Raw genomic sequence first — 22,260 nt, 5'->3', positions numbered from 1 at the left:
ATGCCCGTCAACGTCCTGTTCTCTGCGCGCCATGCCCTGTGGCCGATCTACGAGCCGCTGTTGACCAAGGGTCTGGCCCAGGCCGGGTTGGACGTGCATCTGGCCACCGACATGGACCCGGATCAGGTGGATTACGTCGTCTATGCGCCAAATGGCGGCTTGCTGGACTTCAAACCCTATTCTCGACTGAAAGCCGTCCTGAGCCTTTGGGCCGGGGTCGAAAGCATCGCCGACAACCAAACCCTGACCGTTCCATTGGCCCGTATGGTCGATCACGGCCTCACACAAGGCATGACGGAATGGGTCGTGGGCCATGTCCTGCGGTACCATCTGGGCATGGATACTCATATCACCCAGCAGGACGGTGTTTGGACCCCGATCGCGCCACCGCTTGCGACCGAGCGCACGGTCTGCGTGCTGGGGCTGGGAGAGTTGGGTCAAGCGGCAGCGCAGGCGCTGGCCACGCTGAACTTTCGCGTTTTGGGGTGGAGCCGCACCCAAAAGGACATCCAGGGCGTGACCTGTCTGCATGGGGCCGACGGTTTGCGTATCGCCTTGTCCCAATCCGAAATTGTCGTGCTGCTGTTGCCAGACACGAAAGCGACGGAAAACACTCTGAATGCCGAGACATTGGCGCTGATGCCGAAAGGGGCAAGGATCATCAATCCGGGGCGCGGCCCGCTGATCGATGACGACGCCCTGCTGGATGCGCTGAACACCGGGCAGGTCGGACACGCGACGCTGGATGTGTTTCGCATCGAACCCCTGCCGCCGGAACACCCTTATTGGTCACATCCGAGCGTCACAGTCACGCCGCATATCGCGTCCGAGACCCGGCCCGTCACAGCGGCGCAGGTGATCTGCGAAAACATCCGGCGCGGTGAGGCGGGTGAGCCCTTTGTGCATCTGGTGGACCGCCAGTTGGGATACTGACGGCCCGATCCGATCAGGCGGCGATCAACCCGCGCCCTTTCAGCAGGGCCTCGACACCCGGCAGGCGGCCCCGGAAGGCCAGATACAAATCCTCGGCCTCACGCGAGCCGCCGGTGGAGAGGATATTCTCTTCCAGCGCCTTGGCGCGTTCAGGGTCAAAGGCCCCTCCGGCCTCTTCGAATGCGGCGAAGGCGTCGGCATCCATGACCTCGGACCACATGTAGCTGTAGTAGCCTGCGCTGTACCCGTCGCCCGCAAAGACATGGGCGAAATGCGGGGTGGCGTGGCGCATCCCGATGGCCCTTGGCATGCCGATTTCGGCCAGAACCTCGGCCTGCTTGGCCATCGGGTCCGCCGGGGCTGCGCCTTCGTGAAACGCCAGATCAACCAAGGCCGAGGCCACATATTCGACCGTCTGGAACCCTTGGTCGAAATTGGCTGCCTTCAGCACCTTCTCCAACATCGCCTGAGGCATCGGCTCACCCGTCTCGGCATGGATGGCGTATTCGGCCAGAACCTCGGGCACTTCCAGCCAGTGTTCATAAAGCTGGCTGGGCAGTTCGACGAAATCCCGCGCGACCGATGTGCCCGAGATGCTTTCATAGGTCACGTTCGAAAGCATCTGATGCAGCGCATGCCCAAATTCATGAAACAACGTCCGCGCGTCATCATAAGACAACAGCGCGGGATCGCCCTTGGCAAAGTTGCAGACGTTAATCACGACGGGGGCCTGTTCTTCGGGAAACTTCGCCTGCGCCCGCATGGCGCTGCACCAGGCCCCTGACCGTTTCGAGCCTCGGGCGAAATAATCGCCAATGAAAACCGCCACATGCCTCCCGTTGCGCGTCACCTCCCACGCCCGGCAATCGGGGTGGTAGAGCGGCACGTCCAGCGGCGCGAACTCCAGCCCGAAAAGACGGTTGGCGCAGGCAAACGACGCCTCGATCATACGGTCGAGTTGCAGGTACGGTTTCAGCGCCGCCTCGTCCAGGTCATGCTCGGCCTTGCGGCGCTTCTCGGCATAGTATCGCCAGTCCCAGGCTTCCAAGGGGCCGTTCACGCCATCCTCTTGCATCATGCCGATCAGGATCTCGGCATCCGCATCGGCGCGGGCTTTGGCGGGGTCCCAAACCTGCATCAACAGATCGCGCACGCGGTCGGGCGAGCGGGCCATCTCGGTTTCCAGCTTGAAATCCGCGAAACTGTCATAGCCCAGCAGCTTGGCCCGCTCTTCCCGCAGGGTCAGGATTTCGGCTGCAATCTCGCGGTTGTCGGTCTCATTCCCATTTGCCCCCCGCGCAGCCCAGGCGCGATAGGCGGTTTCCCGCAGGTCGCGGCGGGATGAGAACTGCAGAAACGGCACGATCAGCGAGCGGGACAGGGTCACGACCGGCCCGTTCGCGCCCTTTTCCTCACCCGCTGCGCGGGCCGCAGCGATGACGAAATCGGGCAGGCCGTCCAGATCATCCTCGGCCAGAACCATGAACCAATCGCGCTCATCCGCCAGCAGGTTCTGGGTGAACGAGGTGCCCAGCGAGGCAAGGCGCGATTTGATCCCTTGCATCCTTTCATCGGCCTCGCCCTGCAGCGCGGCACCAGCGCGGACAAAGCCGCGATGGGTCTGCATCAGAACTCGGGCCTGTTCATCGCTCAGGTCCAGATCATCGCGCCGCTGCCAAAGATCGGCCACCCGGCGGAACAGATCCTTGTTCGATGAAATGCCCGAGAAATGCGCCGACAGTTTCGGTGAAAAGTCACGCTGCAACTCTTCCCGTTTGGGGTTGCTGTCGGCCCCTGCCACCGTGAAAAACACCGACAGGACCTTATCCAATTGCTCCCCCGCGGCCTCAAGCGCTTCGATCGTGTTGGCAAAGGTGGGCGCGTCCGGGTTTCCGGCAATCGCGTCGATCTGAGCGTTATGCGCAGCCATCGCCTTATCCAGTGCCGGGGCAAAATCTTCATCTGAAATCGCAGCGAAGGGCGCGATTTCAAAGGGCGTGGTCCAGTCGGACAGGATCGGGTTGGTCATGCAGATCTCCTTTGACCCTCAAGCTATGTAGGGCGCGGGGAATGGTCCAGAGGGGGTGGTACCGGAACCGGCAGAATTCGTCGCAAATCTGCTTGCCTTGTCGCGATAGCCCGCTCAGGTTCGACACGAAAGGGAGGACGCCCATGACAAAACCCAATCGCCCCGCCGGGATCATGACGACAGCGATCCATGCCGGGGATCCGCCAGACGCCTCGACCAACGCATCGGCCCCGCCGATCCACATGAGCTCGACCTATATCACCGAGGATCTGGCCGGGTTTTCCGCCCATGATCTGACGCCCGAGACGCCCTATGTGTATTCCCGCTGGGCCAACCCGACCGTGGCGGGGCTGGAGGCCAAGATCGCTGCGCTGCAGGGCACTGAGGCCTGTCTGGCGACCGCCTCGGGGATGGCGGCGGCCTCGGCGATCTTTTTCACCTTTCTGTCGGCGGGCGATCATCTGATTGTCTCCGACGTGTCTTATGCTGGCGTGGCCGAACTGGCGCGCGAGACACTGCCGCGCATGGGCATTGAGGTCTCAGCCGTGAACATGTCTAATCCGTCGAACGTGGCTGCGGCCCTGCGCCCCAACACGCGGCTGATCCATACCGAAACGCCGGTAAATCCCATCGGGCGGCTGACCGATCTGGCCGCAGTCTCGCGGCTGGCGCGTCAGGCCGGGGCGTTGCTGAGCTGTGATGCCACCTTTGCCTCGCCACTGGGCATGGACACGGTGGCGTTGGGTGTTGATCTGACGCTGCACTCGATCACGAAATATATTGGCGGGCATGGCGACGCGGTGGGAGGCGCGGTGGCCGGATCGGCGGAACTGATCGCCCGGATGCGGGCCGAGGCCGCGATCCATCACGGAGGCGTTCTGTCGCCGTTCAACGCCTGGCTGATCGCGCGCGGCGCCACCACCCTGCCCCTGCGCATGAAGGCCCATCAGGCCGGAGCCATGGCAGTGGCCGAATGGCTGGACAATGACCCGCGGGTCACCAAGGTGATCTATCCCGGCCTCGCGTCGCATCCGCAGGCCGAACTGGCGCAGCAACAGATGTCGAATATGTCCGGCATGATCTCATTCCAGGTGGGCAACGCTGCTGAGGGCGAACGCATCGCACAACAGATGATCGAGAGGCTTGAGGTGATCCACTATGCAGTCTCGCTGGGGCATCACCGCAGCCTGATCTTCTGGATGGGCACCGATGGGCTAATGGAGACGTCGTTCAAACTGAGCGGTGCGCAGTTGGAGGATTACCGCGCCTATGCAGGCGACGGGATTTTCCGTCTGTCGGTCGGGCTGGAAGATGCCGAGGACCTGATCGCCGATCTGGATCGCGCTTTGGGGTGAACGGGGCTCTCCCGCCCGCGCAGCGCGCATCGCAGATGCGCCTTGGCGCGGTTGGGCCGGGCCGCGCGCTGGCGCGCGCGGCGGTTACGCCTGGGCGGCTGCCTGCGTGCAGATCGGGCAATCGGCGCGTTTGGACAGGGTGATCTTGCGGCTTTCGCCATAAAGCGCGTCATAGATCAGCATTTCACCCCGCAAGGCGGCCCCGGCACCGATGATCACCTTGATCGCCTCAACCGCCATCATGGATCCCACCACGCCGGGCAGCGGCCCGATCACTCCGGCTTCGGCGCAAGAAGGGGCCAGCCCGGCAGCAGGCGCTTCGGGAAAGATGCACTGATAGCACGGGCCTGTGGTGGCGGGGTCAAAGACGCTCAGCTGCCCTTCCCATTGCGAGAGCGCGCCAGAGATCAAAGGTTTCCCCAAGGCAACCGCCGTTCGGTTGGCCAGATAGCGGGTGTCGAAATTGTCCGTCCCGTCCAGGATCAGATCGAAATCGGCGAACAGGTCCGCCGCAATCTCATCGCTCAGGCGGCGATTGTAGGGCAGCACCACAACGTTCGGGTTTTGCGCTTCCATCGCCTGTTGCGCCGAGAAAACCTTGGGCATTCCGATGTCGGCGTCGCGGTGGATCACCTGCCGTTGCAGGTTGGCGTTTTCAACCACGTCGTCATCGATCACGCCGATGGTGCCGACACCCGCCGCCGCCAGATATTGCAACGCGGGCGCGCCCAGACCGCCCGCGCCGATGACAAGCACCCGCGCTTTTTTGAGTTTCTTCTGCCCCGGCCCGCCCAGTTCCCGCAAAACGATGTGACGGGCATAGCGATCCAGTTCGGTTTCAGAAAAACGACCCGTGGGTTTGGTGGCCTCCTGATCTGTCGCGGGCGTGGCCCGGTTGCGCAGGGCTTTCAGCATCCTGCCATAGGCCAGAACCAAAGCGGCAAACCCGGCCAGAATCAACCACATCGCGGCGGACCCACCGGTCGCTTCGCGCAAGGGGTTGCCGTCGGGCAGGATCAGCTGCGCAATGATGACGCCCGACAAAAGAACCGCGACCGAGACCAGCCGTGCCGTGCGCGATACACCAGCGACATAGCCGACGCCCCAAAGCCCGGCGGCCAACAGAAGAACCAGCAACATCAGCCGCGCCCGGTGGAGCCGAAGCCACCTGCCCCGCGTTCGGTATCGCTCAGGTCGTCCGCCACTAGGAACTCGGCCTGAACGACCGGGGCGACGACCAGTTGCGCAATACGTTCACCATGCGCCACGTCAAAGGGGTCTTGCCCGGCATTCATCAGGATCACGCCCAGGGGTCCGCGATAGTCGCTGTCGATTGTCCCCGGCGTGTTGGGCAGGGTGATCCCGTGTTTCAGGGCCAGCCCCGAGCGCGGGCGGACCTGAACCTCGTACCCTTGGGGGATTTCGATCCGCAGGCCGGTCGGGATCAAGGCGCGCTGCCCGGGCTCAAGTGTAATCGCCTTGCCGCCGGGAAGGTTTGCGCGCACATCTGCACCGGCGGCACCGGATGTTTCATAAGACGGCAATGCCACCGAGGCATCGGACCCCGCGTCGCGGATCACACGAATTGCGACCATTCCAGTTCCTCTTTGTTCATAGTCCAAGGCGTCAGTCGCCCAACGCCTCGGCAATCTTCTGGGCCAGACGGGCGGCCACCGCGTCTTTGCCCATGCGAGGCCATTCCTCGGCACCAGTGTCCGAGATCAGAACCACCGCGTTCTCGGCCCCGCCCATGATACCGGTCGAGGGGCTGACATCATTGGCGACAATCCAGTCACATTGCTTACGCAGTCGTTTCGCGGTGGCATTGTCCAGAACGTCATTTGTTTCCGCCGCAAAACCCACGACCAGCGCTGGCCGTCCCTGCTCCAGATGTGCAACCCGTTTCAGGATGTCGGGGTTTTCAGCAAACTCCAGCGCAGGCAAGCCGTCGCGGGTTTTCTTCAGCTTCCGGACCGAGGCGCTGGCGACACGCCAGTCGGCCACGGCGGCGGCAAACACACCAGCATCCACCGGCAGGGCGGCGTCGACCGCGTCCGACATTTCCTGCGCCGTTTCAACGCGCACCACCTGCACGCCTTCGGGCGGGGGCACATCGGCGGGGCCGGTGACAAAGACCACATCCGCCCCAAGCGCCGCCAAGGCCCGCGCCACGGAGGTGCCCTGCGCCCCCGACGACCGATTGGCGATATAGCGCACGGGATCGATGGGTTCATGCGTGGGGCCGGACGTCACCAGAATGCGCTTGCCCTGCAATGGGCCGTCCGACAATTGGGCCTCGATCGCGGCAACAATCTCTAGCGGTTCGGACATGCGGCCGGGACCGTATTCGCCGCAGGCCATATCCCCTTCGTTCGGGCCGACAAAGCGCACGCCATCCGCCTGCAATTGCGCAAGGTTGCGCTGGGTCGCGGGGTGATCCCACATCCGTACATTCATGGCAGGCGCACACAGAACGGGTGTGTCGGTGGCCATCAGAAGGGTCGAGGCCATATCATTCGCCAGACCCGAGGCCATCTTGCCCATCAGATCCGCCGTCGCCGGGGCAACAACGATCAAGTCGGCCGAGCGCGAAAGCTGTATATGGCCCATCTCGGCCTCATCGGTCAGGTCGAAGAGGTCGCGATAGACCTTTTCACCTGCAAGCGCGGATACGGACAAGGGCGTCACAAACTCTTCCGCCGCGCGGGTCACAACGGGGGTTACGGCCGCGCCACGCTCTTTCAGCCGCCGGATCAGGTCCAGCGATTTGTAGGCAGCTATCCCTCCGCCGATGATCAGCAAAATGCGTTTGGATGACAGCATGTTCAGCCCTTCCCGTCCCGGTCGGCCCCGACATTAGGCAACGCCACCGCGTAGTTCCAGCGGTTAATTCTGGGTCTCGAACGCTTTGCAGGGGTCTTCGCGATCAACAGTCGGGCTGTCAATCACCGCGTCGAATGTGCCTTCGATTGCGCCATCCTCGGATTGGCCCAGCACAAAAACCTTCAACCCGGGCTGCATCCGCGACAGGAAGGTCGGAATGCCTCGGTCCTTGCGGGCATGGCCGTTGCCGGTGATCACCGCAACCGGCCCGCCGGTGTCTTCGATCGCCTGCAGGGTCGAGCGTGTCAGCACGGCGTCACGTAGGCGCTGTATTGCGACCATTTGCGGCAAGGCCTCTTCCGGAAGCGCGTCACAATGCGCGGCCAACTGGTCGGCTTCGCGCGCGGCCTGTTCGGCAGGTGGCAGTGGAACCGTCAGACCATATCGCGCCGCATCCGCGCCCAGCGCTGTTGCCGCGCCGCGCTCCATCGCAGCCCGCGCAGCGGTTCGCGGCACCATGGCGCCATAAACAGGCGCGTCCGATGCCTGAAAAACAGGGTAATACATGCTGAGCGGCGGCCAACCTGTTTCCGCCCAGCGCAGGATGCGGCCCAGTTCTTCGGGATCAGACACGGCCTTTTGCGCCAGCCTTTGTGCGCCTTCTTCGGTCACCATCTCCCACACAACAGCCGAGGGCGAGATGGCCTGGATCGCCTGGCTCTGAACCTGATGATGCCTGGGATTGTCGTGAACTTCGCCCAATATTACCACATCCGCCGACTGCATGTCGGCAATCATGTCGCGAGGGATCAACGCATCCGCCTGGCCCGGACGCGCCGAGACCATCGTAACCATCAGTGCACAAAGCAGAATCGCAAGCCGTGTCATGCGATGAAGTGTTGCACCTCTCGCGACTGGGCTTCAAGGTTCTTGCGCATCTTCACAAATGCTGCGGCCTCAAGCTGGCGGACACGTTCCTTGGACAGCCCGAGCTCATCCCCCAGGCTTTCCAGCGTCCGCGCGGGTTCGCGCAGCTTGCGTTCGCGTACGATGAAACGCTCGCGGTCATTCAGCGCGTTCATGGCGGTCAACAACCACTCGCGCAGTTGTTCGGTGTCATGGTTGTGCGCAACCGTTTCTGCGGCCTGTTCCCGGTCGTCTTCCAGCGCATCGATCCATTCGCGCCCGTCCTCATCAACCGATTGCACCGCGTTCAGCGAGAAATCCGAACCTGACAGGCGGCCTTCCATCATCTCGACATCGCGCAGAGGCACACCGATTTCAGTGGCGATCATCTGGTGCAGTTGGTGCCGGTCCAGTTCCAGACCCTCGGTCGCCGCTTCGCGTTCCAACCGTGCCTGAACCCGACGCATGTTGAAGAACAGCGATTTCTGGGATGAGGTCGAGCCGGTGCGCACCATGGACCAATTGCGCATCACATAGTCCTGAATGCTGGCCTTGATCCACCAGACGGCATAGGTGGAAAAGCGCACGCCCCGGTCGGGGTCAAACTTGTCAGCGGCTTTCATCAGGCCCAGACCGGCCTCTTGGATCAAATCGTTCATCGGCGCGCCATAGCGCTTGAATTTTGCCGCCATCGAAATAGCTAACCGCATATAGGCGGTGATCAGTCGATGCAGAGCTTTTTCATCACGATCATCGCGCCAGGCATATGCCAACTTTAACTCGGTCTCTGCATCCAGCAATTCGGCCTTCATTGCCTGCCGGGACATCGAAAAGTCGGTCGCGTTGTCAAGTGCCATGAAACTCTCCCAATTATCGTATTCGATGGCCGGGCTTGCCTTGCCGACCTGTCGTCGATACGCAGGGCACAAGCAGGTGGATCACTAGAAAGGTAAGAATTGTGCTGCCCGATTTAACCTTTGTGCTGGGCGGGGCTGCTTCGGGCAAATCGGCTTTTGCCGAACAACTGGTTGTTTCATCGGGGAAAAGCCGCGTTTATCTGGCCACATCACAAGTGTTTGATGATGAAATGCGCCAAAAGGTCGATCAGCATATCGCCCAACGCGGCCCGGATTGGCTGACGGTCGAGGCACCTTTGGATTTGGCCCCGGTTTTGGCGGGATTGAAGGCGGATCAGATCTGCCTGATCGACTGCGCCACCATGTGGCTGACCAATCACCTGCTGGCCGAAACCGATCTGGCCACGGCGCAGGCTGACCTGCTGAACGCGCTGGGGCATTGCGCGGCGCAGATCGTCGTTGTGTCCAACGAGGTAGGTCATGGGATCGTACCCGAAAACGCTCTGGCCCGCCGCTTTCGCGAGGCGCAGGGTCGCTTGAACATCGCCCTGGCCGCTCGTGCCGATCTGGCGGTACAGGTGACGGCAGGCTTGCCGATGGTTCTGAAGGGGACATTGCCGTGACCCGGCTGCACCTTGTCCGCCATGGCCCGACCCATGCCAAAACCATGGTTGGCTGGTCCGATCTTCCGGCTGATCTGAGCGACACAGCCGCCCTGGAACGCCTGCATGACTACCTGCCGCCCGCGGCAATAGTCGTGTCCTCGGACCTGTCGCGCGCCTTAGAGACGGCAACAGCTATCCAAGGCACACGCCGCCGTTTGCCCCATCACCCGGACCTGCGCGAGATCAATTTCGGCGCGTGGGAATTGCGCGGCTTTGCCGAAATCGAGGCCGAAGACCCCGAACTGGCCTTCGCCTATTGGGACAACCCCGGCGACGTTCGCCCGCCACAAGGCGAAAGCTGGAACGAGGTGCGCGCGCGGGTCGATGGCGCGATTGACACCCTGATCGCCAATCACCGGGGCCACGATCTGGTCATCGTCGCCCATTTCGGTGTGATCCTGACACAGGTTCAGCGCGCGCTGGATCTGGACGCGCAACAGACCTTTGCGCACCGCATCGACAACCTGTCCGTGACCCATCTGGTATTTGACGGTCAGGCCTGGTCGGCTGGTGTAATCAATCACCTTCCGTGATCGGGCGGCGCACAAATCACTGATTTACCTGCGCGACGCGCTGCGTCATCGTCCCTTTATGACCTATGACCTTTTTATCGGCGACAGGCTGTTTTCCAGCTGGTCCATGCGCGGTTGGCTGATGCTGGAAAAGTTCGGCCTGCCCTATCGAACCCATATGATCGGCCTTTATTCCGGAACCATGGCGCAGGATATGGAGCCACTGTCTCCGGCCCGGCTTGTTCCCGCGATGCGCTTGCCCGAGGGAACAGTCGTGGGCGAAAGCCTCGCCATGGCCGAAACGCTGGCCGAACGTCACCCGGACGCCGGTTTATGGCCCAGTGACCCGGCGGAACGGGCCACGGCGCGTTGGTTATGCGCCGAGATGGTCGCCGGCTTCACCGCCCTGCGCGGCCAATGCGCGATGCAGTTGAAGCATGTCTGGCAGGGGTTCTCTCCATCTGAGGACACGCTGACTGATCTGGCGCGTATCGAAACACTCTGGGCCCACGCGCGCCGTATCTCGGGGGCCAAGGATGGACCGCTTTTTGGCGCGTATTCTCTGGCCGATGTGTTTTACACGCCGGTGGCGGCACGGATCATTGGCTACGGCCTGCCTGTATCCGAGGCCAATCGCGACTACTGCATCGAACTGCTGAGCGATACATCGGTACGCCAATGGCGCGCGATGGGGCTGACGGTTGAATATAAGCCATTTCCCTACGCTTTGGATTTGCCCATTGCGCCATGGCCAGTGGGCGGTGTTTCAACGGCCATGGCCGCCGAACCCGGCCCGTCAGTTAACACGATGTGCCCCTATTCCGGCAAACCGGCGACCGATTTTCTGGAGTTGGACGGACAACGCTGGGGTTTTTGCAATTCGTTCTGCCGCGACAAAACCGTGGCTGACCCCGAGGCATGGCCCAAATTCACCGCCATGCGTGCTGCCGTTAACGATTCCTAAACCGCAACCATGGCAGCAACGTCCTGTTAACCAAGAACAGGATCAACATGGTTGCCCGCGCTCATACCGTTGCTTTTCAGGGGGTCGAGGCCCGCCCGGTCGAGGTGCAATGCGCCGTATCGCCGGGCTTGCCTGCGTTCTCCATCGTCGGCCTGCCGGACAAGGCCGTGTCCGAGGCGCGCGACCGGGTCCGTAGCGCGCTTAGCGCCATGGCCATTGCCCTGCCGTCGAAGCGGATCACCATCAACCTCTCGCCCGCCGATCTGCCGAAAGAAGGCAGCCATTTCGACCTGCCCATCGCCGTCGCCCTGCTGTCGGCGCTGGAGATCATTCCGGCAGATGCCGCCGACGGCACAGTTGCCTTGGGTGAGTTGTCCTTGGATGGGTCTTTGGTGCCCGTGGTCGGCGCTTTGCCCGCCGCCATGACCGCCGCCTCCGAGGATCGCGCGCTGCTGTGCCCGCGCGCATCCAGCGCCGAGGCGGCATGGGTCGATGCCACTCAGGTGATCGGAGCCGGGTCTCTGGGCGACGTCGTCCGCCATTTCTCAGGCCAGTCTCCTCTGGCCGCGGCGAAACCGGGTGAGGTAAACCTGTCGCCCAGCGCCCGCGATCTGCGCGACGTCAAAGGGCAGGAACGTGCAAAACGCGCGCTTGAGATTGCCGCAGCCGGACGGCACCACCTGATCATGATCGGAACGCCTGGCTCGGGCAAATCAATGCTGGCCGCACGCCTGCCCGGCATTCTGCCGCCCCTTACACCGGTCGAAGCGCTGGAGACGTCTATGATCCAATCCCTTTGCGGGCTGCTGGATGAAGGCGGCATCAGCCGCGCGCGACCCTTCCGCGAGCCGCACCACACGGCCTCGATGGCGGCGATTGTTGGTGGCGGCAAGGGCGCAAAACCGGGCGAGATTTCATTGGCCCATAACGGTGTACTGTTCATGGACGAGTTTCCCGAATTCCCCCGGACGGTGCTGGAAACCCTGCGCCAACCGATTGAGACAGGCGAAGTGATGGTGGCGCGCGCCAATGCGCATGTGAAGTATCCCTGCCGTTTCATGCTGGTCGCCGCAGCCAACCCCTGCAAATGCGGCTATCTGACCGATCCGTCCCGCGCCTGTTCCCGTGCGCCCGGATGCGGCGAGGATTACCTGAACCGTATTTCCGGCCCGTTGATGGACAGGTTCGATCTGCGGATCGAGGTTCCGCCTGTTGCCTTTACCGACCTTGATCTGCCGCCATCCGGCGATAGCTCGGCCACCGTCGCGACACGTGTGGAACAGGCGCGTCAGGTTCAGGCCACGCGCTACGCAGATACGCCATCCGTCCGCCAGAACGCGGATGTTGAAGGTAAACTGCTGGAAGAGGTCGCAGCCCCGGATCCCGAAGGCAAAGACCTGTTGCTGAAAGCCGCCGACCGGTTCGGCCTGTCGGCCCGCGCCTTTCACCGCATCCTGCGGGTCGCGCGAACCATCGCCGATCTGGATGGTGCGCCCGATATTCGCAGACCCCATGTGGCCGAGGCGCTGAGTTTCCGGATCAGCGCCAGGGTGATGGCCTAGACTTTGGCCTCAATCGCCTGCCAGATCTTTTCGGCGATGTTCTCGCCGTTAAACCGCTCCAGCTCCTGAATGCCAGTGGGCGAGGTCACGTTGATCTCGGTCAGGTAGTCGCCGATGACGTCGATCCCGACAAAAATCTGGCCCTTTTCTTTCAGAATTGGACCGATGGTGGCGCAAATCTCGAGATCGCGTTCGCTCAGCCCGATCTTTTCGGGCCGTCCACCCACATGCATGTTCGAACGCGTCTCGCCTTCGGCCGGGACACGATTGATCGCGCCCACCGCTTCCCCGTCGACCAGGATCACGCGCTTGTCGCCGTTTTTGACATCGGGCAGGAATTTCTGAACGATCAGAGGCTCGCGCGAGAAGCCCGAGAACAGCTCATGCAGGGACGTGAGATTGCGATCGTTGGCATCAAGCCGGAACACGCCTGCACCGCCATTGCCATAAAGGGGTTTCAGGATGACATCCTTATGCTTGTCCTTGAACGCTTTGATGGTCCGCAGATCCCGCGCAATCGTGGTCGGTGGCATCAGATCGGGGAAATCCAGGATCAGCAGTTTTTCGGGGAAGTTGCGAACCCAAAACGGGTCATTGACCACCAGAACCTGACCTTTCAGGCGATCCAGCAGATGGGTCGACGTGATGTAATGCATGTCGAACGGCGGGTCCTGTCGCAGCCAGATGACGTCGAACTCGGCCAGATCGACCTCACGTTCCGGTCCAAGCACCGCCGGATCTCCGGGCACACGCTGCACCGTCATGTCCTGACCGCGCGCGGTGATCCGGCCTTCCTGATAGGCCAATTGGTCCGCGCCGTAGAAGAACAGCTGGTGCCCGCGGGCCTGCGCCTCTTCCGCAAGGCGGAAAGAGCTGTCGGCATTGATGTCCACGGCCCCGATCGGGTCCATTTGAAAGGCGATTTTCATGGCATGTCCCTCAACTTCATGCCAGATACATGGCGCAGCAGGCCGAGGGGTTCAATGGGGCTTAGGCCTGTCCAAACGCGTTTTCGATGATTTGGACCGCACCCGAGCGATCAACCAATGCCGCGTCGAACCGCACATTCGTTAGCTGCCCGCCAGGTTCGTTTTCCAGAAACTGCGCAGCCGAGGCGCAAATCCGTTCCGTTTGCCGCCGTGTGATACGGGCCGCGGCCATGTCAAAACTGGCGCTTTTCTTTACCTCGATGAAGACCAGCCCATCGCTATCGCGTGCAATCAGATCAATTTCACCCCCGGCACCGCGCCAACGGCGATGTGCGATGGAAAAGCCACGGCGTTCGTAATCTGTAGCGACGCGCAGTTCCGCCGCCTGACCCGCGTGATAGGACACTGATCCCCGAACCGAACGCTGTGCCATGTCATCCCTTTCCCAATTTCAGGGCCTTCTGGTAGATCGGACGCCGGGGCAGATCATACATCTGCGACACCAGATCCGCGGCATCCCGAACCGAATGCGTCTGCAAGGCCTGTTTCAAAGCCTCTTCTACGTCAGACTCGTTAACACTTTGCGAATGGCTGCGATCCACCAGCAAGACAACCTCGCCCTTCACGGTCTGACCCTGATAGGCCTGCGCCAGTTCGCCCAGCGTACCGCGCTTGATTTCTTCGAATTTCTTCGTCAGTTCCCGGCACAAAGCGGCCTGACGATCTGCGCCCAGAACGTCGGACAGATCGGACAGGCTGCTGGCGACGCGTTTGGGCGATTCGTAAAACACCAGCGTTCCGGGAATATCACGCAGGGCTTCGATTCGGCTGCGCCGAGCACCGGACGCATTCGGCAGAAAGCCTGCAAAAAAGAACGCATCCGTTGGCAAACCCGCCAGCGTAAGGGCCGCCAAAGCCGCAGACGGCCCTGGTGCACAGGTCACTGTATATCCGGCCTCGGCCGCTTGCCGCCCAAGATCATAGCCCGGATCGGCGATCAGTGGCATTCCGGCTTCGGACGCGTAGGCAACCGACTGCCCCTGTGCCAGCGCGTCCATAATCTTGCCGCGCGCGCCCGCGCCGCTGTGATCGTGATAGGCGTGGATTCGGCGACCATCCAGCGGGATGCCATGGATCTCCATCAATCGGCGCAGGCTGCGGGTGTCTTCCGCCGCGATCACGTCCGCCGAAGCCAGAATATCCAGCGCTCTGAGCGTAATGTCGCGCGCGGTTCCGATCGGAGTGGCAACAAAATACAGGCCCGCAGCCAATCTGATCTTTTGGAAATTCAAAGCTGGACCCTCACAGCATGACGTTTATTATCGCGGCTCGATAGAATAGCAGCGCCCGTCGCCGCCGGATCAGGGAGTTTTCTTTTAGATGTTTACCGTTTGCAAGCCCGTAAGCAAGCTGGCGAAGGCCGCTGCTGCCCTGGCCACCATGGCGTTTCTGGCTGCCTGTGAAGTTGGCGGTTTGGGCGGCGGGCCATCGATCAACACATCGAAACCTGTCCCGGTCGCCCTGCTGGTTCCAAGCGGGTCAGGTCAGGCGGGAGACGCCGCACTGGCGCGCAGCCTTGAGAACGCGGCGCGGCTGGCGATGAACGACCTTCCGAACGTTCAGATCGACCTGCGGGTCTATGACACTGCCGGAAACGCGGGCACCGCATCCGTTGTTGCGCAGCAGGCCGTGTCGGACGGGGCCAAGATCATCATCGGACCGGTCTACGCACAAGCGGCCAACGCGGCCGGGCTGGCCGTGCTGAACAACAACGTCAATGTTCTGTCCTTTTCGAACAACACCAGCATCGCGGGCGGTAATGTCTACGTGCTTGGTCCCACATTCCAGAACACCGCAAACCGGTTGGTGAACTATGCAGGCTCGCAAGGTAAAACCGGCACCGTAATTGTGCACAGCAATGACGCGGCGGGCCAGTTGGGCCAGTCGGCCATTGCCAATGCGCTGAACTCCAGCCCGGTCAACAACGCGGGCACTGTGGGCTATGACCGCTCGCAACAAGGGGTGATCAACGCGGTTCCCACCGTCAAGGCAACAGTGGATTCGTCGGGCGCGGACTCGGTGTTCCTGACAGCAACAACGGCCGGTGCGTTGCCCCTGTTCACCCAGCTTCTGCCAGAGGCAGGCGTTTCACCGGCCACGACGCAATTCATCGGCCTGACCCGCTGGGACATCCCACCGCAAACGCTGGAACTGCCGGGTGTTCAGGGCGGTTGGTTCGCCCTGCCGGACCCCTCCAAGGCACAAGCCTACCGCCAGCGCTATAACGCGACCTACGGCGAGGCCCCGCATCCTATCAGTGGCTTGGCCTATGACGGCATCGCGGCCATCGGCGCACTGGTCTCGCAAGGCAAATCCGACGCGCTGACCGGGGCGGCCCTGACACAGAACGCCGGTTTCCAGGGCGTCGGCGGCATCTTCCGTCTGCGTCCGAACGGCACCAACGAACGCGGTCTGGCCGTCGCCACGATCCAGAACAAACAGGTGGTTGTGATTGACCCTGCCCCACAAAGCTTCTCTGGCGCCGGTTTCTGATCGACCCGGTCTGGTTGCCGCGCCCGACACCGTGCTGATCTGCCCCGCCGAGGATATTTTCGACAGCGCCAGTGTGACTAAGCAGCTGGCGTCTGCATTTGAAGCCTGCGCGGACAATGCCGCGATCCGTTCGGAAACCGTGCGAATCCTGCGGCATGCGCAGAAGACCGGGCGCAAGGCCATTGCGGATGCGTTTGCGGCGCGCCCGTTTGATGCGCGGCCTCTGACCCGATCCTATACGCACCTGACCGATCAACTGGTCGGCACGGCGATGCGCGTGTCCAGCGAGCGTCTGCACCCGCTGGCCAACCCGACGCAAGGCGAACGGATCGCCGTTCTGGCCGTTGGCGGATATGGGCGGGGCGAAATGGCCCCGGCCTCGGATGTCGATCTGCTGTTTTTGACGCCTTACAAGATCACCGCCTGGGCCGAGAGCGTGATTGAATCCATGCTCTACATCCTGTGGGATTTGCGGCTGAAGGTGGGGCATTCCTCTCGCACCATCAAAGACTGCCTGCGGTTGGGAACCGAAGATTTCACCATCCGCACCGCGATGCTGGAACAGCGCTATCTGGCCGGTGACACGGCCCTGGCGGAGGAGTTGGACAACAAGCTGAAATCCGACCTGTTCAAAGGGACCGAGCGCGAGTTCATCGAGGCCAAACTAAAGGAACGCGACGAACGCCACCTGAAACAGGGCCAGCGCTATATGGTCGAACCGAATGTGAAAGAAGGCAAGGGCGGGCTGCGCGACCTGCAATCGCTGTATTGGATCGCAAAATACATCTACGGCGTTCAGGATGTGGCCGAGCTTGTGCCGCTGGGTCTGTTCACACCTGAAGAATTCAAGACCTTTGTCGAGGCCGAGGATTTCCTGTGGGCCGTGCGCTCTCATCTGCATCTGGTGACGGGGCGTGCGACGGAACAGCTGACCTTTGACATGCAGGTCGAGGTCGCGGCGCGAATGGGCTACGAAGACAGGGCCGGTCGGCGCGGTGTCGAGGTGTTCATGCAGCGCTATTTCCGCGAGGCGACGCGCGTGGGCGAGCTGACGCGGATCTTCCTGACCAAGCTGGAGGCCGCGCATGTGAAAGGTGCCCCGCTGCTAGAACGGATCTTCCGGCGTCGCCCGAGGGTCAAGCAGGGCTACAGCGTTGTGCACGGGCGTCTGAACATCGCCGATCCGGACGCGTTTCTGGCCGACAAGGTGAATCTGCTGCGCCTGTTCGAAGAAGGGTTGCGGACCGGCATGTTAATCCATCCCGACGCAATGCTGCTGGTGACCGCCAACCTGCATCTGATCGACGAGGACATGCGCAACGACAAAGAAGCGCGGCGCATTTTCCTGGACCTGATGCTGAAACACGGCAACCCGGAACGGGCCTTGCGGCGGATGAACGAACTGGGCGTGCTATCGGCCTTCCTGCCCGAGTTCGAGCCCATCGTCGCGATGATGCAGTTCAACATGTATCACAGCTATACGGTGGACGAGCATACCATTCAGTGCATCGTGAACCTGGCCCAGATCGAGCGCGAAGAGTTGATGGAGTCGTTGCCTCTGGCCTCGTCGATCCTGAAGGGTGGGGTCAACCGCAAGGTTCTTTATGTGGCCTTGCTGCTGCATGACATCGCCAAGGGGCGGCCCGAGGATCACTCGATCCTGGGGGCGCAGATCGCGCGCAAGGTGGCCCCCCGACTTGGGTTGAACAAGGGGGATTCCGAGACGGTCGAATGGCTGGTGCGCTACCACCTGCTGATGTCCGACATGGCGCAGAAACGCGATATTTCTGACCCGCGCACCGTTAGGGACTTTGCCAAAGCCGTGCAGACGGTCAAGCGGCTGGACCTGTTGACCGTGCTGACGGTCTGCGACATTCGCGGCGTCGGGCCAACCACCTGGAACAACTGGAAAGCCACCCTGTTGCGGGCCCTGCATGCCGAAACCAAACGCGCGCTTGAGACCGGAATGGAGGACCTGAACCGCGCCAATCGCGGGACCGAGGCCAAAAAGGCGCTGCGGGCCCAGCTTGCGGATTGGTCCAAGGCCGACCTCAAGGTCGAAACCGGGCGGCACTACGCACCCTATTGGCAGGGTCTGAACGTGGCGACCCATGTGGAGTTTGCGGACATGCTGCGCGCGCTGGATCGCAGCGGTGATCCGGGCGAAGTCGAAATCCGTCTGCACCCGGACGAGGATCGCGACGCGACCCGCGCCTGCTTTGCCATGGGCGACCACCCCGGTATCTTTGCGCGGATTGCGGGCGCTCTGGCGCTGGTCGGGGCCAACGTGGTGGATGCGCGCAGCTATACGACCAAGGACGGCTACGTCACCGACGCATTCTGGATACAAGATGCCGAGGGCCACCCATTCGAGGCCGCGCGCCTGCCGCGTCTGACGCAGATGATCCACAAGACCCTGAAGGGCGAGGTTGTCGCCCGCGAGGCGCTGAAATCCCGCGACAAGATCAAGAAACGCGAGCGCGCGTTCAACGTGCCGACCCATATCACCTTCGACAATGACGGGTCCGAGATTTACACGATCATCGAGGTTGATACCCGCGACCGGCCCGGCTTGCTCTATGATCTGACGCGGACGCTAGCGGCGGCCAATGTCTATATCGCCAACGCCGTGATCGCGACCTATGGCGAACAGGTGGTGGATACCTTCTATGTCAAGGATATGTTCGGGCTGAAATACCACTCGGAAAGCAAGCAGCGCGGGCTTGAGGCCAAGCTGCGCACCGCCATCACCGAAGGCGCCGAGCGCGCGGCCTCATGAAGCAGATCCGGCTGTTTTCGGGCTTTTTCACGGTTGGGTTCTGGACTCTGGCCAGCCGCATTCTGGGCTTTCTGCGAGAGATTCTGCTGACCGCCTATATCGGCCCGGGGCCGGTGATGGACGCCTTTGTGGCGGCCTTCCGCCTGCCCAATATGTTCCGACGGTTTTTCGCCGAAGGGGCGTTCAACGCGGCCTTTGTCCCGATGTTTTCCAAACGTCTTGAAGGCGGTGAAAACGCCGAAGGGTTCGCACAGGATGCATTCAACCTGCTTGGCGCAGCCGTGCTGGTTCTGGTCGGTCTGGCAATGGTATTCATGCCGGGCCTTGTGTGGCTGACGGCCGAAGGGTTCTATGGCGATGAGAGGTTCGATCTGGCCGTCGATTACGGCTACGTCGTCTTTCCCTACATCCTGTTCATGTCATTGGCGGCCTTGTTTTCGGGCGTGCTGAATGCGACGGGCCGCTTTGCAGCTGCCGCTGCCGCGCCCGTTTTGCTGAACATCTTTGCGTGCTCGGCGCTTATCTTTGGCGCGATATCCGGCGGTGAGGTCATTCGCTGGCTCATTACCGTGATCCCTGTCGCCGGCGTCGCTCAACTGGCTCTGGTCTGGGTCGCGACCGAGCGCGCGGGTATCCGTATACGCGTGGGCCTGCCGTGCCTGACACCCGAAATGCGCAACATGGTCCGCATTGCGATCCCTGCCGCGTTGGCTATGGGGGTTACACAGGTCAATCTGGTTGTGGGGCAATTGGTGGCGTCCAAAACCGAGAAAGCCGTCAGTTGGCTATTTGCCGCGGATCGTCTGTATCAATTGCCTCTGGGCGTTGTCGGGATTGCCATCGGCATTGTCTTGCTGCCCGACCTGTCCCGCCGTCTGCGCGCCGACGACAAGGAAGGTGCGCGCAACGCCTTCTCGCGCGCGGGCGAGTTCATGTTGCTGCTCACGCTGCCCTCGACCGTGGCGTTTCTGATCATCCCGATACCCTTGGTTTCAGTTCTGTTCGAGCGCGGCCAGTTCAGCGCCGAGGATACCGCCGCCACAGCGCTCGCCGTGGCGATCTACGGCGTCGGGCTTCCGGCCTTCATGCTGCAGAAACTGCTGCAACCGCTGTATTTCGCGCGCGAGGATACGAAATCCCCCTTCCGCTATGCTGTCGTTGCCGTGATCATCAATGCGGCTTTGGCCTTTGGTCTTTATCCTGTGGTCGGATGGATCGCACCCGCCATTGCGGCCTCAGCCGCCGGGTGGGCGATGGTCGCGCTGCTCGCAGTCGGCGCGCGGCGCATGGGGGACGAAGCGCGGTTTGATGACCGGTTCAAGCTGCGCGCATGGCGGATCGTTGCGGCCTCGGTCGGAATGGGCGTGGTGCTGGGTGCAGCCATTTACCTGTTCGGCTGGGCCTTTGCGCTGGCGGGCTGGCGCTATCTCGCGTTACTGGCGCTGATCGTCGTGGCGGCGGTTGCGTATTTCGTGCTTGGCCATTTGTTGGGCGCATTCAAACTGTCCGAGTTCAAGCGCGCCCTGCGCCGGTCCTGATCAATCGCGCCGGATGCGGCCCTTGATCCGGGCCCAACCGCCCGGAGCCAGAAAGAACGACAGCCCGAACCCGGTGGCAAACCCACCCAGATCGGCCACCCAATCGGACGTCCCGCCAAACAGCAGCCCAAAGAGCAGTTGAATACCCATCAGCACGGCGATCAACTGGAAAGCCCGCGCCTGATTTTCGCCGACCAGAGACAGCTTGCGCCACAACAGCCATGTAAAGGCCCCGATCAATCCGTAGACCGGTGGGAAGCCTCCGACCAGCGGATATGAAGGATCAAGGATCAACGCATAGGCCAGCGCGCCACCCACGCCCGACAGCACAAAGATCAGCAGCATCGGAAAACCGCCAAAAACCTCTCCGACCAACTTGCCCATGGCCAGCACGAAGACGCAGACAAACACCGCTTGGGTGAAATTGGCCGAGACAAAGGGATAGGTCACGAAACGGATGACATGCTCGAACGGCCAGCGACCGTTCAGCACCATCCAGTCGAAAATATCCGCCGAAAAGGCGTAGCTCTGCAGCGCATCCAACCGCCAGCCTACTGCACCTGGCCCTCCGACCAGCCCGCGCGCGCCTAGCGTGAAGGCCAGTTCGATCCCGATGATGAACAGAACCAGCGCCACCACGACGGGCGGCAGGGGGTTCACGGCGGGTGTGTAATGCTCACTGCTCATATTGGGCGGGCCTTTCGCGGCTGTTGACGTCCCTGACCCTCATGGGTAAGCGACGAGGGCTGATTTTTCCAGACGGGAGTTCCCTTCGATGACCCAGACCCAATTCACGCCGCGCGTGTTTTCCGGCATCCAGCCTTCGGGCGGGCTGACCCTGGGCAATTATCTGGGCGCGATGAAGCGCTTTGTGGACATGCAGGGGCCAGAGTTCGAAACCATCTATTGCATGGTCGACCTGCACGCGATCACCACATGGCAGGACCCCGCTGCGCTGTCCCACAACACCCGCGAGCTATGCGCCGGGTTCATCGCTGCGGGCATTGATCCGGAACAGTCGATCCTGTTCAACCAAAGTCAGGTGCCTGAGCACGCGCAGCTTGGCTGGATCTTCAACTGTGTCGCCCGGATGGGTTGGATGCAGCGGATGACTCAGTGGAAGGACAAGGCGGGCAAAAACCAGCAGAATGCCTCGCTGGGTCTGTTCGCCTACCCGTCGCTGATGGCTGCCGACATTCTGATCTATCACGCGACCCATGTTCCGGTGGGCGAGGACCAGAAGCAGCATCTGGAACTGACACGCGACATTGCGATCAAGTTCAACAACGATTTCGGCGTGGATTTCTTCCCCATTACCGAACCGGTGATCGAAGGCGCGGCCACGCGGGTCATGAGCCTGCGCGACGGGTCCAAGAAGATGTCCAAATCCGATCCATCGGATATGAGCCGGATCAACATGACCGACGATGCCGACACGATCGCCAAGAAAATTCGCAAGGCCAAGACGGACCCGGATGCGCTGCCCTCAGAACCCGATGGTCTGGAAGACCGCCCCGAGGCGCGCAATCTGGTGAACATCTACGCCGCCCTTGCAGATCAAAGCGCCGAACAGGTGCTGTCAGATGTGGGCGGCAAACAGTTCGGTGAGTTCAAACCGATGCTGGCGGAACTGGCGGTCGAGAAACTGTCGCCGATCTCGTCCGAGATGGCGCGGCTGATGAACGATCAGGCCGAGATCGACCGCATTCTGGCACGTGGCGCTGAACGCGCGCGCGAAATCACCGCACCGATCCTGCGCCAGACCTACGACATTGTGGGTATGGTCGGCGCAACATCGCGCTGATTACACTGGACCTTCGCCTGACGCCCTCCTAGGTTTGCCCAAAGCTTGGGA

20 protein-coding genes are annotated in these 22,260 nt (G+C 61.9%); 10 read left to right on the top strand and 10 right to left on the bottom strand.

Annotation, left to right across the window (positions count from 1 at the left end; genetic code table 11):
* Entirely contained in the window at positions 1-933 is a 933-nt protein-coding gene (locus ACR0MO_RS18130; protein ID WP_170455552.1) for a 2-hydroxyacid dehydrogenase, read from the top strand.
* A 13-nt stretch (positions 934-946) separates the two neighbouring features.
* Here the strand turns inward: ACR0MO_RS18130 and ACR0MO_RS18125 are convergent, their stop codons facing one another.
* Entirely contained in the window at positions 947-2,962 is a 2,016-nt protein-coding gene (locus ACR0MO_RS18125) for a M3 family metallopeptidase (RefSeq protein WP_170455554.1), read from the bottom strand.
* Between the two features lie 143 nt (positions 2,963-3,105).
* Here ACR0MO_RS18125 and ACR0MO_RS18120 point away from each other — a divergent pair, with 143 nt between their 5' ends.
* A complete protein-coding gene (locus ACR0MO_RS18120) occupies positions 3,106-4,317 on the top strand; it encodes an aminotransferase class I/II-fold pyridoxal phosphate-dependent enzyme (protein ID WP_170623962.1) in 1,212 nt (403 codons plus the stop codon).
* Positions 4,318-4,401: 84 nt separating this feature from the next.
* On the opposite strand, the gene ACR0MO_RS18115 is transcribed toward ACR0MO_RS18120, so the two are convergent.
* The 5 genes from ACR0MO_RS18115 to ACR0MO_RS18095 all read right to left on the bottom strand — a co-directional run bounded on the left by ACR0MO_RS18115 (position 4,402) and on the right by ACR0MO_RS18095 (position 8,903).
* Positions 4,402-5,457 (bottom strand): HesA/MoeB/ThiF family protein, encoded by a 1,056-nt coding sequence (locus ACR0MO_RS18115; RefSeq protein ID WP_480892622.1) that lies wholly within the window; start codon positions 5,455-5,457, stop codon positions 4,402-4,404.
* Positions 5,457-5,912 carry a dUTP diphosphatase gene (gene dut / locus ACR0MO_RS18110; protein ID WP_170455559.1) on the bottom strand — a complete coding sequence of 152 codons (456 nt, stop codon included), beginning with the start codon at positions 5,910-5,912 and terminating at the stop codon, positions 5,457-5,459. Before dut ends, ACR0MO_RS18115 begins: the two co-directional genes overlap by 1 nt.
* A gap of 31 nt (positions 5,913-5,943) precedes the next feature.
* The gene (coaBC, locus tag ACR0MO_RS18105; RefSeq protein WP_480892617.1) at positions 5,944-7,140 is read right to left on the bottom strand and encodes a bifunctional phosphopantothenoylcysteine decarboxylase/phosphopantothenate--cysteine ligase CoaBC; all 1,197 of its coding nucleotides are present in this window, start codon (positions 7,138-7,140) and stop codon (positions 5,944-5,946) included.
* A gap of 63 nt (positions 7,141-7,203) precedes the next feature.
* Positions 7,204-8,028, bottom strand: coding sequence for a ChaN family lipoprotein (locus ACR0MO_RS18100; RefSeq protein WP_480781307.1), 825 nt, complete (start codon positions 8,026-8,028; stop codon positions 7,204-7,206).
* Positions 8,025-8,903 carry an RNA polymerase factor sigma-32 gene (locus ACR0MO_RS18095; RefSeq protein ID WP_170455565.1) on the bottom strand — a complete coding sequence of 293 codons (879 nt, stop codon included), beginning with the start codon at positions 8,901-8,903 and terminating at the stop codon, positions 8,025-8,027. The genes ACR0MO_RS18100 and ACR0MO_RS18095 overlap by 4 nt, the downstream gene beginning before the upstream one ends.
* A 101-nt stretch (positions 8,904-9,004) precedes the next feature.
* Between ACR0MO_RS18095 and cobU the strand changes: the two genes are divergently transcribed.
* Genes cobU through ACR0MO_RS18075 form a run of 4 tightly spaced genes read left to right on the top strand, consistent with a single transcriptional unit; the run spans position 9,005 to position 12,606 of the window.
* On the top strand, positions 9,005-9,526 hold the full coding sequence (cobU, locus tag ACR0MO_RS18090; RefSeq protein WP_170455567.1) for a bifunctional adenosylcobinamide kinase/adenosylcobinamide-phosphate guanylyltransferase: 522 nt from the start codon (positions 9,005-9,007) through the stop codon (positions 9,524-9,526).
* Positions 9,523-10,101 carry a histidine phosphatase family protein gene (locus tag ACR0MO_RS18085; protein WP_170455569.1) on the top strand — a complete coding sequence of 193 codons (579 nt, stop codon included), beginning with the start codon at positions 9,523-9,525 and terminating at the stop codon, positions 10,099-10,101. Before cobU ends, ACR0MO_RS18085 begins: the two co-directional genes overlap by 4 nt.
* A gap of 58 nt (positions 10,102-10,159) precedes the next feature.
* The gene (locus ACR0MO_RS18080; RefSeq protein WP_480892613.1) at positions 10,160-11,044 is read left to right on the top strand and encodes a glutathione S-transferase; all 885 of its coding nucleotides are present in this window, start codon (positions 10,160-10,162) and stop codon (positions 11,042-11,044) included.
* A gap of 47 nt (positions 11,045-11,091) precedes the next feature.
* Positions 11,092-12,606 carry a YifB family Mg chelatase-like AAA ATPase gene (locus ACR0MO_RS18075; protein ID WP_480626993.1) on the top strand — a complete coding sequence of 505 codons (1,515 nt, stop codon included), beginning with the start codon at positions 11,092-11,094 and terminating at the stop codon, positions 12,604-12,606.
* Here the strand turns inward: ACR0MO_RS18075 and gshB are convergent.
* The 3 genes from gshB to rsmI form a co-directional block, all read right to left on the bottom strand.
* Complete coding sequence (gene gshB, locus ACR0MO_RS18070; protein ID WP_170455576.1) at positions 12,603-13,535, bottom strand: glutathione synthase; 933 nt, start codon at positions 13,533-13,535, stop codon at positions 12,603-12,605. The genes ACR0MO_RS18075 and gshB overlap by 4 nt on opposite strands.
* Positions 13,536-13,596: 61 nt before the next feature.
* Positions 13,597-13,968, bottom strand: coding sequence for a YraN family protein (locus ACR0MO_RS18065; protein WP_170455578.1), 372 nt, complete (start codon positions 13,966-13,968; stop codon positions 13,597-13,599).
* Between the two features lies 1 nt (position 13,969).
* On the bottom strand, positions 13,970-14,827 hold the full coding sequence (gene rsmI / locus ACR0MO_RS18060; protein WP_170455580.1) for a 16S rRNA (cytidine(1402)-2'-O)-methyltransferase: 858 nt from the start codon (positions 14,825-14,827) through the stop codon (positions 13,970-13,972).
* 88 nt (positions 14,828-14,915) lie between these two features.
* Here rsmI and ACR0MO_RS18055 point away from each other — a divergent pair, with 88 nt between their 5' ends.
* Genes ACR0MO_RS18055 through murJ form a run of 3 tightly spaced genes read left to right on the top strand, consistent with a single transcriptional unit; the run spans position 14,916 to position 20,405 of the window.
* Positions 14,916-16,088, top strand: a complete 1,173-nt coding sequence (locus ACR0MO_RS18055; protein WP_170455582.1) for a penicillin-binding protein activator — start codon at positions 14,916-14,918, stop codon at positions 16,086-16,088.
* Positions 16,048-18,867 (top strand): [protein-PII] uridylyltransferase, encoded by a 2,820-nt coding sequence (locus ACR0MO_RS18050; RefSeq protein WP_480585746.1) that lies wholly within the window; start codon positions 16,048-16,050, stop codon positions 18,865-18,867. Before ACR0MO_RS18055 ends, ACR0MO_RS18050 begins: the two co-directional genes overlap by 41 nt.
* On the top strand, positions 18,864-20,405 hold the full coding sequence (gene murJ / locus ACR0MO_RS18045; protein ID WP_480892609.1) for a murein biosynthesis integral membrane protein MurJ: 1,542 nt from the start codon (positions 18,864-18,866) through the stop codon (positions 20,403-20,405). Before ACR0MO_RS18050 ends, murJ begins: the two co-directional genes overlap by 4 nt.
* Here murJ and ACR0MO_RS18040 read toward each other — a convergent pair whose 3' ends face one another.
* Positions 20,406-21,092 carry a rhomboid family intramembrane serine protease gene (locus tag ACR0MO_RS18040; RefSeq protein WP_170522299.1) on the bottom strand — a complete coding sequence of 229 codons (687 nt, stop codon included), beginning with the start codon at positions 21,090-21,092 and terminating at the stop codon, positions 20,406-20,408.
* Positions 21,093-21,180: 88 nt separating this feature from the next.
* Here ACR0MO_RS18040 and trpS point away from each other — a divergent pair, with 88 nt between their 5' ends.
* Positions 21,181-22,209 (top strand): tryptophan--tRNA ligase, encoded by a 1,029-nt coding sequence (gene trpS, locus ACR0MO_RS18035; RefSeq protein ID WP_170522297.1) that lies wholly within the window; start codon positions 21,181-21,183, stop codon positions 22,207-22,209.
* Positions 22,210-22,260 lie beyond the last annotated feature (51 nt).

This window comes from Ruegeria sp. K5 (assembly GCF_056531805.1).
Note: the sequence above shows the minus strand (reverse complement) of the source record. Positions and strands in the feature narration are given on the sequence as shown.

Excerpts from the sequence above, each read along its gene's own strand:
- dut (WP_170455559.1), bottom strand. The coding sequence starts at position 5,912 with ATGGTCGCAATTCGTGTGATCCGCGACGCGGGGTCCGATGCCTCGGTG.
- ACR0MO_RS18040 (WP_170522299.1), bottom strand. The coding sequence starts at position 21,092 with ATGAGCAGTGAGCATTACACACCCGCCGTGAACCCCCTGCCGCCCGTC.
- ACR0MO_RS18075 (WP_480626993.1), top strand. The coding sequence starts at position 11,092 with ATGGTTGCCCGCGCTCATACCGTTGCTTTTCAGGGGGTCGAGGCCCGC.
- gshB (WP_170455576.1), bottom strand. The coding sequence starts at position 13,535 with ATGAAAATCGCCTTTCAAATGGACCCGATCGGGGCCGTGGACATCAAT.
- ACR0MO_RS18120 (WP_170623962.1), top strand. The coding sequence starts at position 3,106 with ATGACAAAACCCAATCGCCCCGCCGGGATCATGACGACAGCGATCCAT.
- trpS (WP_170522297.1), top strand. The coding sequence starts at position 21,181 with ATGACCCAGACCCAATTCACGCCGCGCGTGTTTTCCGGCATCCAGCCT.
- ACR0MO_RS18130 (WP_170455552.1), top strand. The coding sequence starts at position 1 with ATGCCCGTCAACGTCCTGTTCTCTGCGCGCCATGCCCTGTGGCCGATC.
- ACR0MO_RS18115 (WP_480892622.1), bottom strand. The coding sequence starts at position 5,457 with ATGTTGCTGGTTCTTCTGTTGGCCGCCGGGCTTTGGGGCGTCGGCTAT.
- ACR0MO_RS18100 (WP_480781307.1), bottom strand. The coding sequence starts at position 8,028 with ATGACACGGCTTGCGATTCTGCTTTGTGCACTGATGGTTACGATGGTC.
- ACR0MO_RS18055 (WP_170455582.1), top strand. The coding sequence starts at position 14,916 with ATGTTTACCGTTTGCAAGCCCGTAAGCAAGCTGGCGAAGGCCGCTGCT.
- ACR0MO_RS18095 (WP_170455565.1), bottom strand. The coding sequence starts at position 8,903 with ATGGCACTTGACAACGCGACCGACTTTTCGATGTCCCGGCAGGCAATG.
- murJ (WP_480892609.1), top strand. The coding sequence starts at position 18,864 with ATGAAGCAGATCCGGCTGTTTTCGGGCTTTTTCACGGTTGGGTTCTGG.
- ACR0MO_RS18125 (WP_170455554.1), bottom strand. The coding sequence starts at position 2,962 with ATGACCAACCCGATCCTGTCCGACTGGACCACGCCCTTTGAAATCGCG.
- ACR0MO_RS18080 (WP_480892613.1), top strand. The coding sequence starts at position 10,160 with ATGACCTATGACCTTTTTATCGGCGACAGGCTGTTTTCCAGCTGGTCC.
- coaBC (WP_480892617.1), bottom strand. The coding sequence starts at position 7,140 with ATGCTGTCATCCAAACGCATTTTGCTGATCATCGGCGGAGGGATAGCT.
- ACR0MO_RS18065 (WP_170455578.1), bottom strand. The coding sequence starts at position 13,968 with ATGGCACAGCGTTCGGTTCGGGGATCAGTGTCCTATCACGCGGGTCAG.